Below are 16,859 nucleotides of genomic sequence, written 5' to 3' on the forward strand. Positions count from 1 at the left end.
GTGAAGCGTGAGCGATCTGTTAAGTCAGGACGAGATTGATGCCCTGCTGCACGGCGTCGACGATGTCGAGGAGGAGGAGCTGGGATCAGCCGGGGATCCCGGTATCGCCCAGTTCGACTTCTCCTCCCAGGACCGCATCGTCCGCGGCCGCATGCCGACCCTGGAGCTGGTGAACGAACGGTTTGCCCGCCACATGCGCATCAGCCTGTTCAACATGATGCGGCGCACCGCCGAGGTCTCCATCAACGGCGTGCAGATGCTCAAGTTCGGCGAATATGTCCACACCCTGTTCGTGCCCACCAGTCTGAACATGGTGCGTTTCCGCCCCCTCAAGGGGACGGCGCTCATCACCATGGAGGCGCGGCTCGTCTTCATCCTGGTGGAGAACTTCTTTGGCGGTGATGGCCGCTACCACGCCAAGATCGAGGGGCGGGAATTCACCCCCACCGAGCGGCGCATCATCCAGATGCTGCTCAAGCTGGTGTTCGAGGACTACAAGGATGCCTGGGCGCCGGTGATGGACGTGGGCTTTGAATACCTCGACTCCGAAGTGAACCCGGCCATGGCGAACATCGTCAGCCCCACCGAAGTGATCGTGGTGAGCTCCTTCCACATCGAGCTGGACGGCGGCGGCGGCGACTTCCACGTGGCCATGCCCTACTCCATGCTGGAACCCATCCGCGAACTGCTGGATGCGGGGGTGCAGAGCGACAAGGGGGATACCGACGTGCGCTGGAGCAAGGCCCTGCGCGACGAGATCATGGACGTCAAGGTGGAGCTCAAGGCCAAGCTGCTGGAGACAGAGCTCTCCTTGCGTGAGCTGATGGAGCTCAGACCCGGGGACATCATCCCGGTGGAGATGCCGGAGAACCTGCTGGTGTTCGTGGAGGACTTGCCCACCTTCCACGCCAAGATGGGGCGCACCAAGGAGAACGTGGCGCTCAAGATCACCGACAAAATCAAGCGCCCTGACGGGGTCAAGACAGAGATGCATCTGGTGACCCGCGGGGGCGTGCGCATTGATGGCGAAGCCGAGCTGGAAGAGCTCGAGCGAAGCATCTCTGACAAACACCCTGATTGATCCTCCCCCCGGGGGAGGTGTTGCAACACTGAGGAATTGAAGATGAGCGGAACCGATGACGAGCAGGATTTGATGGCTGACGCCTGGGCGGCCGCACTGGAGGAGCAGGTCACGGCCGAAGCCAAGCCTGCCCCCCTGGAGGAGTTGAAGGACGAAGCCCCCATCAGCGCTGAAGAGCGGCGCAAGCTGGACACCATTCTGGACATCCCGGTGACCATCGCCATGGAAGTGGGCCGCAGCCAGATCAGCATTCGCAACCTGCTGCAACTGAACCAGGGCTCGGTGGTGGAGCTGGATCGGGTGGCGGGTGAACCCCTGGACGTGCTGGTCAACGGCACCCTGATCGCCCACGGCGAGGTGGTGGTGGTGAACGACAAGTTCGGTATCCGCCTCACCGACGTCATCAGCCAGATTGAAAGGATCAAGAAGCTCAAATGATCCGTGTGCTCCCGTTGTGGCTGTTTTCCCTGCCTGCCCTGGCCAACCCGGGGGTAGGGGCCAATCCCCCCAGCCTCACCTCCTGGCTGCTCTCCAGCCTGATGGTGATCGGCCTTATTCTGGTGCTGGGCTTCCTGCTCAAGAAGAGCAAGCTTTCCCAGGTGATGGGAGGGGGCCAGATGAAGGTCATCGCCACCCTGCCCCTTGGCTACAAGGAGAAGCTGATGGTGGTCAAGGTGGGCGGCCAGCAGCTGCTGGTCGGGGTGACGCCGCAGCAGGTCAACTTCCTCTATCGCCTGGAGGAGCCGCTGGACGAGAGCCAGCCCCAGGCGTTCTCCGAGCAACTGGGCAAACTGATGGGCAAGCATGAAAAACGTTAACTGGACCCGGTGGCTGGCACTGCTCTCCCTGGTGCTCTCGCCCCTGGCGATGGCCCAGGACGGCATGTCGGCACTCACCGTCAAGACCATGGCGGATGGCAGTCAGGAGTACAGCCTGACCCTGCAGGTGCTGGCGCTGATGACCGCGCTCTCCTTCCTGCCGGCCATGGTGATCATGATGACCTCCTTCACCCGGATCATCGTGGTGCTCGGCATCCTGCGCCAGGCCATCGGTCTGCAGCAGAGCCCCTCCAACCAGGTGCTGATCGGCATCGCCCTCTTCATGTCGTTTTTCATCATGTCGCCAGTGCTGGATCGCATCAACAACGAGGCGTTGCAGCCCTATCTGGCCGAGACCATCGGGGCCAAGGAGGCCCTGGAGAAGGCGGAGCTGCCCATTCACCAGTTCATGCTGGCCCAGACCCGGGTCAAGGATCTCAATACTTTCATGGAGATAGCGAACGTGCAGGTGGCCGAGCCTGCGGACGTGCCGCTGCGGGTGCTGATCCCGGCCTTTGTCACCAGCGAGCTCAAGACCGCCTTCCAGATAGGCTTCATGCTGTTTCTGCCCTTCCTGGTCATCGATCTGGTGGTCGCCAGTATCCTGATGGCCATGGGGATGATGATGCTCTCCCCCATGCTGGTCTCCCTGCCGTTCAAGCTGATGCTGTTCGTCATGGTGGATGGCTGGAACCTCATTCTGGGCTCCCTGGCCACCAGCTTCGGGCTGGGCTCGGGTGGTTAGGGGAGGGCAGACCCTCCCCCTGGCTCTCCCCTTCACTCGGGGAGGGCGCGAGGCCTCTCTTCCTCTCGAAGGAGGAGGCCGGGAGGATGCGGCCTTGGGCAAACCCATCACAAGGAGCGAGCAATGAGTCCTGAAACCTTCGTCGACGTCTTTCGCGAGGCGCTTTGGCTGGTGACCATCATGGTGTGCGCCGTGATCCTGCCGAGCCTGATGGTGGGGTTGGTGGTCGCCATCTTCCAGGCCGCCACCTCCATCAACGAACAGACTTTGAGCTTCCTGCCCCGTCTGGTGGTCACCCTGCTGGCCCTGGGGGCGGGGGCTCACTGGGGATTGCAGAGTCTGATGGACTTCTTCCAGCTGATGGTGAGCCAGATCCCCGAGGTGGTGGGCTGATGCCAGCCAAGGGCCACCCTTTCGCTCTGGCAGACCGGTGCCTGCGTCCTCCCGTTGGCCTGCCCCTGCCGGGAGTGTTGCTGTCATGACCTACACCACGGCGCTCATCATGGAGTGGCTCTCCTCCATCCTCTGGCCCCTGGCCCGGGTGAGCAGTCTCCTGATGGTGATGGCGGTCTTTGGCAGCCGGCTCGCCCCTGCCCATATCCGCATCGGCCTGGCGCTGGCGATCACCCTCATCATCGCCCCCCTGCTGCCCCCCATGCCGAAGATCGAGCTCTTCTCCCTCGGCAGCTTCCTGGTGCTGGGGCAGCAACTGCTCATCGGCATCGCGCTCGGCCTCATGACCCAGTTCCTGCTGGAGACCTTCGTGATGGCGGGTCAGGTCATCGCCATGCAGACCAGCCTGGGCTTTGCCACCCTGGTGGACCCCATGAACGGCCAGTCGGCTCCCGTGGTGGGCCAGTTCTACCTGATGCTGGCGACCCTGGTGTTTCTCGCGGTGGACGGCCACCTGCTGATGCTGCGCATGGTGGTGCTGAGTTTCGAAACCCTGCCGGTATCTGACAGCGGGCTCACCCTGCCTGCCATCCGCAGCCTGGTGAGCTTTCTCGGGGTCATGTATCAGGCTTCTCTGGTGATGGCGCTCTCGGCCATCATCGCCCTGCTGCTGATCAACTTCGCGTTCGGGGTGATGACCCGTGCGGCCCCCCAGCTCAACATCTTCAGCATCGGCTTTGCGGTCAGCATGATGTCGGGTTTGTTCATCCTCTGGCTCACCATAGGTGGCTTCATGGGACACTTCGACGCGCTCTGGGAGCGGGTGCAGGAGACCAGCTGCGAGCTCATCAACGTCCAATGCTTCGGGGGCCAGCATGACTGAGGCCCTCCCGGTTGCGGCCCTTTTGCCGCCAGTCTGGCGGGCCGCCAGTCGGCTGATGCCGGCAGGAGGCCAGCATGGCTGATACCGATCAGGAACGCACAGAGCAACCCACGGGCAAACGACTGCAACAGGCCCGGGAAAAAGGGCAGATTGCACGTTCCAAGGAGCTGGGTACCGCCAGCGTCCTGCTGGCGACCGTGTTCGGCCTCCTGATGATCAAGGAGAGTCTGGCAGGGGCCATGATCAAGGTGCTCACCATGGGCTTTACCCTGGACCGGGACCAGGCGTTCGACCCCAATGCCATGGGGGCCATGGTGCCCGCCCTGCTGGGGGAGCTGATCCAGCCTCTGGGGCTGCTGTTCATGCTGGTGATCATCGCCGCCTTCGTCGGCAACACCCTGCTCGGCGGGATGAACTTCTCCTCCGAGGCCATGCTGCCCAAGTGGAGCAAGCTGAGCCCCCTGAGCGGCATCAAAAGGATGTTCGGGGTGCAATCCCTGGTGGAACTTGTCAAATCCATCGCGAAAGTGGTGTTTATCAGTCTGTTCGCCTGGTGGATGCTGTCGAGCCAGTTCAACCATCTGCTGAATCTCTCTCTCGAGGGCTTTCCCGGCGGCATCGTCGATGCCCTGGACCTGCTGCTCTGGATGCTGATCATCCTCTGCTGCGCCCTGATCCCCATTGTCGCCATCGACGTGCCGTTCCAGAGTTGGAACCACAATCGCCAGCTGAAGATGACCAAGCAGGAGATCAAGGACGAGTTCAAGGACAGCGAAGGCAAGCCCGAGGTCAAGGGGCGGATACGCCAGTTGCAGATGCAGATGGCCATGCGCCGCATGATGGGGGATGTCCCCAAGGCCGATGTGATCATCACCAACCCGACCCACTACTCGGTGGCGCTCAAATACGATGCGGGCAAGCCGGGGGCGGCGCCCAAGGTACTGGCCAAGGGGGTCGACGAGGTGGCGATGAAGATCCGGGAGATCGGGCGCGAATACGACATCCCCGTCATGTCCTCCCCGCCGCTCACCCGGGCCCTCTATCACGCCACCGAGATTGGCCAGGAGATCCCGGAGGGGCTCTTCTCCGCCGTCGCCCAGGTCCTGGCCTATGTCTATCAGCTCAAGAAGTTCCGCCGTGGCCGCGGCCGGCGCCCGACCCCCATCGCCACGGATCTGCCCATTCCACCCGAGTTTCGCAAATAACGCAGTGGTGGCAGCCTGATCCCGTGTGCTCTCCCTTGTGCTCCCCGCGTTTCGCAAATAAAGCGGTGGGATGGCCCCACCATCCGATCTCTCCCTTGTGTCGCAAACAAGGCCGCAATCTCCCTGTCGAGGCGCGTCGCCTCGCCCCATGGCCTTTGGCCTGCTTGGTGAAGGCAGCTTCCCCCCTGTCATCATTCCCCGTGACGCCAACGACGGACTTCTGACAGCGTTAAAATAAAAGCCATATAGATCAATGCATTGAATCCTTGGCTTGATATTTGCTTTAATCCGTCATTGGCAGTTTATCATTGAGAAGCACGATGGGATTCAAAGCGGGACTGGGCCGTTTCAAAGAGTACAAGTGGCTGCTCAGCAGAGGGGTAGGGACGCCGCTGCTGGTATTGGCCTCTCTGGGGATGGTGGTACTCCCCATTCCGCCCCTGATGCTGGATATCCTCTTCTCATTCAACATCGCCCTCTCCATCGTGGTGCTGCTGGTGGCGGTCTATACCCGCCGCCCCCTGGAATTTGCCGCCTTCCCCACCGTCTTGCTGATCGCCACCCTGCTGCGGCTCGCCCTCAACGTCGCCTCCACCCGGGTGGTGTTGCTGGAAGGCCACAACGGCAGCGCGGCGGCAGGCCATGTGATCGAGGCGTTCGGCAACGTGGTGATCGGCGGCAACTATGCCGTGGGCATCATTGTCTTCATGATCCTGGTGATCATCAACTTCGTGGTGGTCACCAAGGGTGCGGGCCGGATCTCCGAGGTGAGCGCCCGCTTCACCCTTGACGCCATGCCCGGCAAGCAGATGGCCATCGATGCGGACCTGAACGCCGGTCTCATCAACCAGGAAGAGGCCAAGAAGCGCCGTCAGGACGTGACTCAGGAAGCGGACTTCTACGGCTCCATGGACGGTGCCTCCAAATTCGTGAAGGGGGATGCCATCGCCGGCATCATGATCCTCTTCATCAACATCATCGGCGGCTTCATCATCGGCATGATGCAGCACCAGCTCACCTTCGGCGAAGCGGCCCAGGTCTATACCCTGCTCGCCATCGGTGACGGTCTGGTCGCCCAGATCCCCTCGCTCCTGCTCTCCATTGCCGCAGCCATCATCGTCACCCGTCAGAATACCGACCAGGACATGGGGACAGCGGTACTCGGCCAACTGTTCGAAAATCCCAAGGCGCTGGTGATCTCCGCAGGTATCCTGCTGATGATGGGCAGCGTGCCCGGCATGCCGCACCTGGCTTTCCTGAGCCTGGGGGCGGTGGCGGCGGCGGGCGCCTGGTGGCTGCTGCGCCGCGAGAAGCAGAACAAGGCGAAGGCGGCGAGCGGCGAACTCATGCCGGCCCAGGGGGATGCCCCGGTGGAGCAGAAGGATCTCAGCTGGGACGACGTCATGCCGGTGGACATCATCGGCCTGGAGGTGGGTTATCAGCTGATACCTCTGGTGGACAAGAATCAGGGGGGCGAGCTGCTCAACCGGATCAAGGGGGTGCGCAAGAAGCTCTCCCAGGAGCTGGGCTTTCTGGTGCCTGCCGTCCACATTCGCGACAACCTGGATCTTGCCCCCAACCAGTACCGCATCACCCTGATGGGCGTGAGCACGGGGGAAGCCACCGTCTATCACGACAAGGAGATGGCCATCAACCCGGGGCAGGTGTTCGGCCAGATCCACGGTATCGCTACCCAGGACCCGGCGTTCGGGCTGGAGGCGGTCTGGGTCGCCAAGGAGCAGGTCTCCCAGGCCCAGACCCTTGGCTACACCGTGGTCGATGCGGCCACCGTGGTGGCTACCCACCTGAGCCAGATCCTCTCAAACCATGCGGCGCTGCTGCTGGGTCATGACGAGGTGCAACAACTGCTCGACATGATAGGGAAGCATCAGAGCAAGCTGGTGGAAGGACTGGTTCCCGAGGTGATCAGCATGGGCAACCTGGTGAAGGTATTGCAGAATTTGCTCAATGAAGGCGTGCCAATTCGCGATATGCGCACTATCCTGCAGACCCTCGTGGAATATGCGCCCCGCAGCCCGGACCCGGAAGTGCTGACCGCAGCCTGCCGGATCGCCCTGCGCAGATTGATTGTGCAGGAGATTGCCGGCCCCGAGCCCGAGCTGCCGGTGATCACCTTGTCACCAGAACTGGAACGTATATTGCATCAATCCCTGCAAGCAGGTGGGGGAGATGGCGCCGGTATCGAACCGGGACTGGCGGAGCGGATGCAACGCTCCCTGGTGGAAGCCACTCAACGACAAGAACTGGAAGGCCAGCCGGCCGTGCTTCTGACATCGGGGATATTGCGCAATACCCTGGCGAAATTTGTCAAGAATGCCATTCCTGGATTACGCGTGCTGTCCTATCAGGAAGTGCCTGACGACAAGCAGATCCGCATCGTCAGTGCGGTGGGACAGGGCTAGTTAGCGGAGATGACGGGTGAAGATTAAGCGGTTTTTTGCCAAAGACATGCGCACGGCGCTGGCCGAGGTCAAGGAGACTCTCGGACCCGATGCCGTCATCATGTCCAACAAAAAGGTCACCGGTGGGGTGGAGATAGTCGCGGCCGTCGATTATCAATCCCAGGTACCGGGGCCTAAAGACGCGCCGGTTCGCCGTCAGTTGAATGAAGAGAGCGTCAATATCTCGTCTGCGGGCAAGCAGATGACGAGGTCGGCGCCACCCAAGGAACAGAACGAATACTACGCCGATACCCTGGCGGCCCTGCTGGCACGCCAGCAGAAGCTCAATCCGGCCAACCCGGCGGGTGGCAATGGCGCACCGGGATCATGGTCTGGCAACGGAGGCAACGGTCAGCCAGCTTCGGCCTCCTGGCCCGCCAATGGCGCTGCCGGCACCCAGTCCGCCGGACTGGCGGGCGCGGCCAGTGCACCCAGAACCCTGGCCGAACAGGGCCAGTGGGGCGCCGCTCCCGAGTCCGCCAAGCCCAAGGCCCGTCCTGCCGCCGCCCCGCGCCAGGCCCAGTCCGCCCAGCGGGATCAGGAGATGGAGGGGATGCGCAAGGAGATGGCCAGCATCCGCAAGCTGCTGGAGCACCAGATCTCCGGCCTGATGTGGCAGGAGGTGGAACGCCGCGAACCCATGCGCGCCCTGCTCATCAAGGAACTCAAGAAGATGGGGTTCGACGATGCCTTCGCCGATCAGCTGGCGGGCCTCATCCCCGAAGACATGCCGATCCATCAGGCCATGGCCCAGTTGGCCGAGGTGCTGACGGCCCAGCTCAAGATCAGCGAGGACGAGATCCTGCGTCAGGGAGGGGCGGTGGCCCTGCTCGGACCGACCGGGGTGGGCAAGACCACCACCATCGCCAAGCTGGCGGCCCGCTTTGCCATGAAGTATGGCGCCGAGCAGGTGGCGCTCATTACCACGGACAACTACCGGATCGGTGCCCACGAACAGCTGCAGACCTATGGTCGCATCATGGGTTGCCCGGTGCGGCAGGTGCGGGACGCCGAAGAGCTGGCCAGTGCCCTCTATCAGTTCCGCCATCGCCGGCTGGTGCTCATCGACACCGCCGGGGTGGGTCAGCGGGATATCCGCCTGACCGAACAGCTCGACACCCTGGTGAAGAATGCCAAGGTGCGCATCCGCAGTTATCTGGTCATGTCGGCCACCTCCCAGCGACGTGTGATGCAGGAGGCGGTGGATCACTTCCGGCGCATTCCGCTCTCCGGCTGCATTCTGACCAAGCTCGACGAGAGCCTGAATCTGGGTGAAGTGATCAACGTGTGCATTCAAAACGCCCTGCCCATCAGTTACATCACCGACGGGCAACGGGTGCCGGAAGATATTCAAGTTGCCAACGCGGCGCTGCTGGTCGGTGCCGCCATGGGGTCGCTGGAACGGGAAGCAGAAGATCCCTATTTCTGGGGATCGGGTTTTGGCGAATCCGAAGATTCGGAGTTTTATGAGTAACATGTATATGGATCAGGCGAGTGGTCTGCGCAAAATGCGTCAAAACAATCGAGTGAAAGTGATCGCCGTGTCCGGAGGCAAGGGGGGCGTCGGCAAGACCAACGTGACCCTGAACGTGGCGGGAGCCATGGCCGCCCAGGGCAAGCGGGTGTTGGTGCTGGACGCCGACCTTGGTCTGGCCAACGTCGACGTCATGCTGGGGCTGAGGGTGCATCGCAACCTCTCCCACGTGCTGGCGGGGGAATGCACCCTGGATGACATCATCGTCGAGGGGCCCTACGGCATGATGATAGTGCCAGCCACCTCGGGCACTCAGTCCATGGTCGAGCTCTCCCCGGTACAACATGCCGAGCTCATCCGCGCCTTCAGCGAGATGAAGACCCAGGTGGACGTGTTGCTGGTGGACACGGCGGCGGGGATTTCCGACATGGTGCTGAGCTTCACCCGTGCCGCCCAGGACATCATGGTGGTGGTGTGCGATGAACCCACCTCCATCACGGATGCCTACGCGCTCATCAAGATCCTCTCCAAGGATCACGGTGTGTTCCGCTTCAAGGTGGTGGCCAACATGGTCCGCTCCCTGCGCGAGGGGCAGGAGCTGTTCGCCAAGCTGACCCGGGTCACCGACCGCTTCCTGGATACCTCCCTGGAGCTGGTGGCCTGCGTGCCTTACGACACCAACCTGCGGGCCGCGGTGCGCAAGCAGAAACTGATAGTTGAGGCGTTTCCAAAATCCCCTGCCGCCCTGGCATTTCGTGCCCTGGCGAACAAGGCGGCGAGCTGGCCCATCCCGAATCAGCCGGGCGGCCACCTCGAATTTTTCCTGGAAAACTTGTTGCAAAAGCCGGTCATAACACAGGAAGACTCCCGTGAATAAAGCCCAAGCATACTTGCGTCATCAGGATTCCTACGTGCTGGTCGAGCGACACGCTCCGCTGGTCAAGCGGATTGCCCAGCATTTATTGGCTCGCCTGCCAAGCAGTGTCTTGCTGGATGACCTGATCCAGGCAGGTATGATTGGGCTGCTCGAAGCTTCCCGCAACTTTGACGGCAGCAAGGGCGCCAGCTTTGAAACCTATGCCGGCATCCGCATCCGTGGTGCCATGCTCGACGAGATCCGCCGCGGAGACTGGGTGCCCCGCTCGGTGCACCGCAACAGCCGTGCCATTGCAGAAGCGATCGAGAACGTGGAGCAGGCCCATGGCCGGGATGCCAGAGACACCGAGGTGGCCGCCAATATGGGGGTGTCCCTCGGGGAGTACCATGCCATGCTGCAGGATGTCTCCTGCGGCAAGATCATCGGCATCGAGGATCTGGGGGTCAGCGAGGATGTCATCGGTCATCCCGATGAAGGCAACGGTCAGGGAGGATTCGACGATCTGGCGGCCGAGCGCTTCCAGGGGGCCCTGGCCGAGCACATCGCCCGCCTGCCGGAGCGGGAGGCGCTGGTGCTCTCCCTTTATTACGATGAAGAGCTGAATCTGCGCGAGATCGGTGAAGTATTGAGTGTGAGTGAGTCTCGGGTGAGCCAGATTCATAGTCAGGCCATGCACAGGCTGCGCGCCCGTTTGCGAGATTGGAATTTATAAGTGGTTGTACTGGCTACACTGGAGCACAACTCTAAGGCATAATCCGCACCATAAAACCTGCGATCTGCATCATGTAAGTGAGCCGTCTTGGCGGCTATTTAGGAGGAACTTTGGACAAGAACATGAAAATCCTCATCGTCGATGACTTTTCAACGATGCGCCGGATTATCAAGAACTTGCTGCGTGACCTGGGATACAACAATACCCATGAAGCAGACGATGGCAACACGGCGTTGCCGATGCTGAAAAATGGCGACTTCCAGTTCGTGGTCACCGACTGGAACATGCCCGGCATGCAGGGCATCGACCTGCTCAAGGCGATTCGCCTCGACGACAAGCTCAAGCACCTGCCGGTTCTGATGGTGACTGCCGAAGCCAAACGCGAGCAGATCATCGAAGCCGCCCAGGCCGGGGTCAATGGCTATATCGTCAAGCCGTTCACCGCTGCCACCCTCAAAGAGAAGCTCGACAAAATCTTTGAACGTATCGGCTAAGGAGCGGCAGGGATGAAGGCCAAAACGAGTGCCATGATCTCGCTTGACCAGGCAAGGATGCTGGTTGCCCACCTGGAGCGGGAAGAGTTTGAACAGGCCGATACCATCCTCGCCGATGTGTGCGCCCCCAACGCGGCGGCCCTGTTTGACAAGGTGGGGCAGCTGACCCGCCAATTGCACAACTCATTGCAGGATTTTCGCCTGGATCCCAGGATCCCCGACCTGGCCACCCATGAGATCCCGGATGCCCGGGAGCGTCTGAGCTATGTCATCGACATGACGGACAAGGCGGCCAATCGCACCATGGATGCGGTCGAGGCAAGCCTTCCCATCGCCGATCGACTCAACGACAACATTCAGCTGGTCATGCCCAACTGGAATGCCCTGATGAGCCGGGATCTCGAGCTGGGTCAATTCAAGGCGCTGTGCCATCAACTGAATGATTTTATTAAGGCTTCTGAGACGGATGCCGATAAGTTACGACAACTGCTGACGGAAATTCTGATGGCTCAGGATTTCCAGGACCTGACCGGTCAGATGATCCGCAAGGTGATCAAATTGGTGCAGGAAGTTGAAACTAAGTTGATAGAGATGCTGACCATGTTCGGTGAGGGCGTTAGCGACAATTCGGCACGTAGCCTGCCAGCGAGCGGCATCGAGGCGGAAGGGCCCATCATGAACCCGCAGACCCGCTCAGATGTGGTCAATGGTCAAGATGATGTGGACGATCTGCTGTCTAGCCTGGGATTCTAATGGAGTGACGCATGGCCTTCGAAGTTGATGAAGACATACTGCAAGACTTTTTGGTCGAAGCATCAGAAATATTGGAACAGTTGTCTGAACAACTGGTCGACTTGGAAAAGCGGCCCGATGACAAGAACCTGTTGAACGCCATCTTCCGCGGCTTCCACACCGTCAAGGGGGGAGCGGGTTTCCTCTCCCTCACCGAACTGGTGGATGTCTGTCACGGTGCCGAGAACCTGTTCGACATGCTGCGCAACGGCAAGCGGACCCTCAGTGCCGAGCTGATGGATGTCATCTTGCAGGCGCTGGATGCCATCAACGTCATGTTTGCCCAGGTCCAGAACCGCGAAGAGATAAGCCCCGCCTCTCCCGATCTGCTGCACGATCTGCACGAGCTGTGCAAGCCGGAAGGGCAGGAGCAGCTGCGTACCGCCAGCGTGGCGGCCCAGCCAGAGCCTGAGCCCGAACCCGCACCAGAACCCGAGGTCATCGCCGAGGTGGCGCCTGTCGCCGTCAATGGCGGTGGCTCCATCGACGAGATCTCCGCCGACGAATTTGAACGCCTGCTCGATGAGCTGCACGGTGTCGGCAAAGCGCCGACGGTCTCAGCCGCCCCCGTGCTGAGCGGTTCAGGTGACATCACAGACGACGAATTCGAAGCCCTGCTCGACCAGCTCCATGGTCAGGGCCAGCACGGTGGTGCCCCCGATCTGGCCCCCCTGCAGTCGGTCCAGAAAGAGGTGGACGAGCTCATCGACGACGACGAGTTCGAGCGCCTGCTGGATGAACTGCACGGCCGTGGGCAGGGGCCCCAGCACAGTCTGGCATCTGCTCCTACGCCCGCTCCCGAACCCAAGGCCCCGGCACCCGCTGCCCCCGCAGCCCCGGTGACGCCGCCCAAGGCGCCGGCGGCCGCCAAACCCGCGCTGGCAGAGCCCCCAGCGCCAGCCAAGGCCGCCCCTGCCAAGCAGGCGGCTCCCGCCGAGAGCAGCGCGGTACAGAGCGATACCACGGTGCGGGTGGATACCAAGACCCTGGACGTCATCATGAACATGGTGGGCGAACTGGTGCTGGTGAGAAACCGCCTGGTGAGCCTCGGCATCGCCAGCAATGACGAAGAGATGTCCAAGGCTGTCGCGAACCTCGACGTCGTGACCGCCGATCTGCAGGGCGCGGTCATGAAGACCCGCATGCAGCCTATCAAGAAAGTATTCGGTCGCTTCCCGCGCGTGGTGCGCGATCTGGCTCGTACCCTCAAGAAGGAGATCGAGCTGGTGATGGTGGGTGAGGACACGGATCTGGACAAGAACCTGGTGGAGGCCCTGGCCGACCCCCTGGTTCACCTGGTGCGCAACTCCTGCGACCATGGCGTCGAGATGCCTGACGTGCGCGAGAAGGCGGGCAAACCCCGTCAGGGTACCATCACCCTGAGCGCCTCCCAGCAAGGGGACCACATTCTGCTCTGCATCGAGGATGACGGCGCAGGGATGGACCCGGAGAAGCTCAAGTCCATCGCCATCAGCCGTGGCGTGCTCGATGCTGACAGCGCGGCGCGCATGAGCGACAACGATGCCTACAACCTGATCTTCGCCCCCGGCTTCTCCACCAAGTCGGAGATCTCCGACATCTCCGGCCGTGGAGTGGGCATGGACGTGGTGAAGACCAGCATCGTCAGCCTCAATGGCTCGGTGCACATCGATTCCACCTGGGGCAAGGGCACCCGTCTCGAGATCAAGGTTCCCCTGACCCTGGCCATTCTGCCGACCCTGATGGTGGAGGTGGGTCAGCAGACCTTCGCCCTGCCCCTCGGTTGCGTGAATGAAATTTTCCACCTGGATCTGAAAAAGGCCAACGTGGTGGATGGCCAGCTCACCATCATCGTCCGTGACAAGGCGATTCCGCTGTTCTACCTGCACAAGTGGCTGGTACGCGGTGCCGGCAAGACGGCCCGCCAGGACCAGGGCCACGTGGTCATCGTCCAGATAGGGACCCAGCAGGTGGGCTTCGTGGTAGACAACCTCATCGGTCAGGAAGAGGTGGTGATAAAGCCCCTGGACAACCTGCTGCAAGGTACCCCCGGCATGGCTGGCGCCACCATTACCAGCGACGGCGGCATCGCCCTCATTCTGGATGTGCCCAGCCTGCTCAAGGCCTATGCCCGTCGCCACTGAGCGCCAGGCTCAAGGAGTTAAAAGAATAACAATGGCAGTCAAGGTATTAGTGGTCGACGATTCGAGTTTCTTCCGCCGTCGGGTCAGCGAAATCATCAATCAGGATCCCCTGATGACGGTGATCGACACGGCCCAGAACGGGCGGGAGGCGGTAGACAAGGCGCAGCAGTTGCGGCCAGACGTCATTACCATGGACATTGAAATGCCGGTGCTCGACGGCATCAGCGCCGTGCGCGAGATCATGGCCAAGTGTCCGACCCCCATCCTGATGTTCTCTTCCCTGACCCACGAGGGAGCCAAGGCAACCCTGGATGCGCTGGATGCGGGCGCCCTCGATTTTCTGCCCAAGAAGTTTGAAGACATCGCCCGGGACAAGGACGAAGCCGTCAACCTGCTGCAGCAGCGGGTCAAGGAGATCGCCCGCAAACGCTTCCTGATGGCCACCCGGCCCCGAGCCCCCGAGCCTGCCGTCCGGCCCGCCGTCACGGGGACCCTGAATCGTCCCTTGGCCGAACGCCAGCCCGAGCCTGCGCGGGCAGCGGCGGCTCCCGCCGCGTTCAAGCGCAGTGGCAAGAGTTACCAGCTGGTTGCCATCGGTACCTCCACCGGCGGGCCGGTGGCACTGCAGAACGTGCTGACCAAGCTGCCGGGAGATTTCCCTCATCCCATCCTGCTGATCCAGCACATGCCAGCCACCTTCACCGCTGCCTTTGCCGCCCGCCTCAACGGGCTGTGCCAGATAGGGGTCAAGGAGGCGCAGGATGGCGACGTGCTCAAGCCGGGTCAGGCCTATCTTGCCCCCGGTGGCAAGCAGATGTTGCTGGAAGGGCGCGGGCCCGGTGCCCGTCTTCGCATCATCGATGGCAATGACAAGGTCAACTACAAACCCTGCGTGGACATTACCTTCGCCTCCGCTGCCAAGACCTATGGCGACAAGGTGCTGGCCATCGTACTGACCGGCATGGGTGCGGATGGCCGCGACGGTGCCCGTCTGCTCAAGGAGCAGGGGGCGACCATCTGGGCGCAGGATGAAGCCTCCTGCGTGGTCTATGGCATGCCCCAGGCCGTTGCCAAGGCGGGCATAGCAAGCGAATCCCTGCCGCTGGATCGGGTGGCCCAGCGCATTCTGGTCGAGTTGGGTCGCTGACCATGGGCATGCTCGGCCTGGTGCTGGCGCTGGGGGCCGTCGCCATCGCCCAGTGGTGGCATGGCGGGAGCCTGCTGACCCTGCTGGATGGCCCGGCCTTTGTCATCGTCGTCGGGGGAACCTGGGGGGCGGTGATCTTGCAGACTCCCCGCAGGTACCTGCTCAGTGCCCTGAGGCAGGCAACCTGGATGCTGTTTCCGCCGCAGCTGGATCTTGCGGAGCAGGCCGAGCGCCTGAAGGCGTGGGCCCAGTTCGCCCGCCAGCAAGGCTTGCTGGCGCTGGAAAACCAGGCCGAGGCCGAGCCCGATCCCTTCACCCGCCAGGGGCTTTCCATGATTGTGGATGGCGTCTCCATCGAGGATATCCGCAGCTTGCTGGAGGCGGACATCGACATCGAGCAGGAGCGCAACGAGCACTCGGCCAGGGTGTTCGAGTCCATGGGGGGGTACAGCCCCACCATCGGCATCATCGGGGCCGTGATTGGCCTCATCCAGGCCATGTTTCATCTGGAGGAGCCAGGCACCCTGGGGGCGGGCATTGCCGTGGCCTTCGTCGCCACCATCTACGGGGTGGGCTTTGCCAACTTGCTCTATCTGCCGATTGCGAATCGGTTGCGCGCCTTCCACTACCATTACGGCCTCTATCAGGAGATGACCCTGGAGGGGCTTCTGGCCATCGCCCACGGGGAGAACGGCCCGCAGGTTGAAAGGCGGTTACGGGCTTATCTGAAAGGGGAGTAGCCATGCGCAAGCGCTATCGTTTGCACCTGCAAGGGCGAGAGCATCTCGATCGCTGGCTGGTCTCCTATGCCGATTACATGACGCTCATCTTCGCCCTTTTCGTGGTGCTCTACTCCGTTGCCATCGTCAACAAGGAGGAGTACCGCGCCGTCATCGAGGGCATGACCCAGGCCTTCAACCAGGCGCCGCGCAGCGATGGCCTGCTGGAAGGGCGGGGTAATTCCTTGCTGGACAACCCGGTCTCGGCCGCCCCCAGCCTGCTGGAGAGCCAGGCCTCTGCGTCCCCCTCGCGGGCCCCCATCACGGGTACGCCCGTCTCGCAAGATGGCACGGCTCTTGCGCAGATCGACATGCAGATCCAGGAGTCCATGGGCGCCCTGGTCGATGCAGGGGTGGTGAAGCTTGCGCAGGATGACAACTGGCTGACGGTGGAGCTGAGTTCAGGTCTCCTGTTCAACAGTGGCAGCGCTTTTCTGGGGAGCAATGCCGCACCCGTGCTCGATACGCTTTCAGGTATTCTCAAACCGGTCGATAACTATGTCAGGGTGCGGGGCTACACGGATAACCAACCGATAAACAACGAAATTTTCCGCTCCAACTGGACATTGTCAGCGGCCCGCGCCGAGGCAGTGCTCAATGCCCTGGTGGGCAAGGGGGTGGCTCCCGGTCGGCTCGCCTACGAGGCGTACGGAGAGTTTTCCCCCTTCGTCGACAATGGCACCGAGCAGGGACGATTACAGAATCGCAAGGTGGTGGTCGCCATATCCAGGTTCGCCTGGGTGCCGCCAGCCCCCGTCAAACCGCTGACGGCGGCACCGGTGCAGGACGCACCGCAGAGTGTCGACAGTGAAAAGATCAGGGTGATCGCGCTGCCCGGTGGGGGCATACGCATAACAACAAGGCAGGATTGATA

Annotated in this window: 17 protein-coding genes; all 17 read left to right on the forward strand. The window is 61.9% G+C overall.

The window, feature by feature from the left end:
* Positions 1-7 precede the first annotated feature (7 nt).
* The 17 genes from fliM to OKC41_RS15430 all read left to right on the forward strand — a co-directional run bounded on the left by fliM (position 8) and on the right by OKC41_RS15430 (position 16,857).
* Positions 8-1,081 carry a flagellar motor switch protein FliM gene (fliM, locus tag OKC41_RS15350; protein ID WP_041212627.1) on the forward strand — a complete coding sequence of 358 codons (1,074 nt, stop codon included), beginning with the start codon at positions 8-10 and terminating at the stop codon, positions 1,079-1,081.
* Between the two features lie 42 nt (positions 1,082-1,123).
* Positions 1,124-1,519 carry a flagellar motor switch protein FliN gene (gene fliN, locus OKC41_RS15355; protein WP_010673924.1) on the forward strand — a complete coding sequence of 132 codons (396 nt, stop codon included), beginning with the start codon at positions 1,124-1,126 and terminating at the stop codon, positions 1,517-1,519.
* The gene (gene fliO / locus OKC41_RS15360) at positions 1,516-1,899 is read left to right on the forward strand and encodes a flagellar biosynthetic protein FliO (RefSeq protein WP_010673925.1); all 384 of its coding nucleotides are present in this window, start codon (positions 1,516-1,518) and stop codon (positions 1,897-1,899) included. The genes fliN and fliO overlap by 4 nt, the downstream gene beginning before the upstream one ends.
* On the forward strand, positions 1,886-2,644 hold the full coding sequence (gene fliP, locus OKC41_RS15365) for a flagellar type III secretion system pore protein FliP (protein WP_010673926.1): 759 nt from the start codon (positions 1,886-1,888) through the stop codon (positions 2,642-2,644). Before fliO ends, fliP begins: the two co-directional genes overlap by 14 nt.
* 123 nt (positions 2,645-2,767) lie before the next feature.
* Positions 2,768-3,037 carry a flagellar biosynthesis protein FliQ gene (fliQ, locus tag OKC41_RS15370; RefSeq protein WP_010673927.1) on the forward strand — a complete coding sequence of 90 codons (270 nt, stop codon included), beginning with the start codon at positions 2,768-2,770 and terminating at the stop codon, positions 3,035-3,037.
* 85 nt (positions 3,038-3,122) lie between these two features.
* Complete coding sequence (fliR, locus tag OKC41_RS15375; RefSeq protein WP_010673928.1) at positions 3,123-3,920, forward strand: flagellar biosynthetic protein FliR; 798 nt, start codon at positions 3,123-3,125, stop codon at positions 3,918-3,920.
* A gap of 74 nt (positions 3,921-3,994) precedes the next feature.
* The gene (flhB, locus tag OKC41_RS15380) at positions 3,995-5,125 is read left to right on the forward strand and encodes a flagellar biosynthesis protein FlhB (RefSeq protein ID WP_201894305.1); all 1,131 of its coding nucleotides are present in this window, start codon (positions 3,995-3,997) and stop codon (positions 5,123-5,125) included.
* A gap of 320 nt (positions 5,126-5,445) precedes the next feature.
* Entirely contained in the window at positions 5,446-7,548 is a 2,103-nt protein-coding gene (gene flhA, locus OKC41_RS15385) for a flagellar biosynthesis protein FlhA (protein ID WP_010673930.1), read from the forward strand.
* A gap of 16 nt (positions 7,549-7,564) precedes the next feature.
* Positions 7,565-9,061 (forward strand): flagellar biosynthesis protein FlhF, encoded by a 1,497-nt coding sequence (gene flhF, locus OKC41_RS15390; RefSeq protein WP_042017760.1) that lies wholly within the window; start codon positions 7,565-7,567, stop codon positions 9,059-9,061.
* A gap of 1 nt (position 9,062) precedes the next feature.
* Positions 9,063-9,938 carry a MinD/ParA family protein gene (locus OKC41_RS15395; RefSeq protein ID WP_010673932.1) on the forward strand — a complete coding sequence of 292 codons (876 nt, stop codon included), beginning with the start codon at positions 9,063-9,065 and terminating at the stop codon, positions 9,936-9,938.
* Positions 9,931-10,650, forward strand: coding sequence for an RNA polymerase sigma factor FliA (locus OKC41_RS15400; RefSeq protein WP_029314170.1), 720 nt, complete (start codon positions 9,931-9,933; stop codon positions 10,648-10,650). Before OKC41_RS15395 ends, OKC41_RS15400 begins: the two co-directional genes overlap by 8 nt.
* 110 nt (positions 10,651-10,760) lie before the next feature.
* A complete protein-coding gene (gene cheY / locus OKC41_RS15405) occupies positions 10,761-11,144 on the forward strand; it encodes a chemotaxis response regulator CheY (protein ID WP_010673934.1) in 384 nt (127 codons plus the stop codon).
* A 12-nt stretch (positions 11,145-11,156) separates the two neighbouring features.
* Positions 11,157-11,897, forward strand: a complete 741-nt coding sequence (locus OKC41_RS15410) for a protein phosphatase CheZ (protein WP_010673935.1) — start codon at positions 11,157-11,159, stop codon at positions 11,895-11,897.
* 11 nt (positions 11,898-11,908) lie between these two features.
* Entirely contained in the window at positions 11,909-14,059 is a 2,151-nt protein-coding gene (locus OKC41_RS15415) for a chemotaxis protein CheA (RefSeq protein WP_201894304.1), read from the forward strand.
* Positions 14,060-14,090: 31 nt separating this feature from the next.
* A complete protein-coding gene (locus OKC41_RS15420; RefSeq protein ID WP_041215583.1) occupies positions 14,091-15,206 on the forward strand; it encodes a chemotaxis response regulator protein-glutamate methylesterase in 1,116 nt (371 codons plus the stop codon).
* Between the two features lie 2 nt (positions 15,207-15,208).
* Complete coding sequence (locus tag OKC41_RS15425; protein ID WP_042016381.1) at positions 15,209-15,946, forward strand: flagellar motor protein; 738 nt, start codon at positions 15,209-15,211, stop codon at positions 15,944-15,946.
* Positions 15,947-15,948: 2 nt separating this feature from the next.
* Entirely contained in the window at positions 15,949-16,857 is a 909-nt protein-coding gene (locus OKC41_RS15430; RefSeq protein WP_113070563.1) for an OmpA family protein, read from the forward strand.
* The last annotated feature ends 2 nt before the right edge of the window (positions 16,858-16,859 follow it).

It is taken from the genome of Aeromonas sp. QDB17 (assembly GCF_027705305.1).
GTDB classification, from domain to species: domain Bacteria; phylum Pseudomonadota; class Gammaproteobacteria; order Enterobacterales; family Aeromonadaceae; genus Aeromonas; species Aeromonas caviae.

Coding starts and splice junctions, on each gene's coding strand:
- fliP (WP_010673926.1), top strand. CDS start 1,886: ATGAAAAACGTTAACTGGACCCGGTGGCTGGCACTGCTCTCCCTGGTG.
- OKC41_RS15425 (WP_042016381.1), top strand. CDS start 15,209: ATGGGCATGCTCGGCCTGGTGCTGGCGCTGGGGGCCGTCGCCATCGCC.
- fliO (WP_010673925.1), top strand. CDS start 1,516: ATGATCCGTGTGCTCCCGTTGTGGCTGTTTTCCCTGCCTGCCCTGGCC.
- fliQ (WP_010673927.1), top strand. CDS start 2,768: ATGAGTCCTGAAACCTTCGTCGACGTCTTTCGCGAGGCGCTTTGGCTG.
- OKC41_RS15430 (WP_113070563.1), top strand. CDS start 15,949: ATGCGCAAGCGCTATCGTTTGCACCTGCAAGGGCGAGAGCATCTCGAT.
- OKC41_RS15415 (WP_201894304.1), top strand. CDS start 11,909: ATGGCCTTCGAAGTTGATGAAGACATACTGCAAGACTTTTTGGTCGAA.
- fliN (WP_010673924.1), top strand. CDS start 1,124: ATGAGCGGAACCGATGACGAGCAGGATTTGATGGCTGACGCCTGGGCG.
- flhB (WP_201894305.1), top strand. CDS start 3,995: ATGGCTGATACCGATCAGGAACGCACAGAGCAACCCACGGGCAAACGA.
- OKC41_RS15395 (WP_010673932.1), top strand. CDS start 9,063: ATGTATATGGATCAGGCGAGTGGTCTGCGCAAAATGCGTCAAAACAAT.
- OKC41_RS15410 (WP_010673935.1), top strand. CDS start 11,157: ATGAAGGCCAAAACGAGTGCCATGATCTCGCTTGACCAGGCAAGGATG.
- fliR (WP_010673928.1), top strand. CDS start 3,123: ATGACCTACACCACGGCGCTCATCATGGAGTGGCTCTCCTCCATCCTC.
- flhA (WP_010673930.1), top strand. CDS start 5,446: ATGGGATTCAAAGCGGGACTGGGCCGTTTCAAAGAGTACAAGTGGCTG.
- OKC41_RS15420 (WP_041215583.1), top strand. CDS start 14,091: ATGGCAGTCAAGGTATTAGTGGTCGACGATTCGAGTTTCTTCCGCCGT.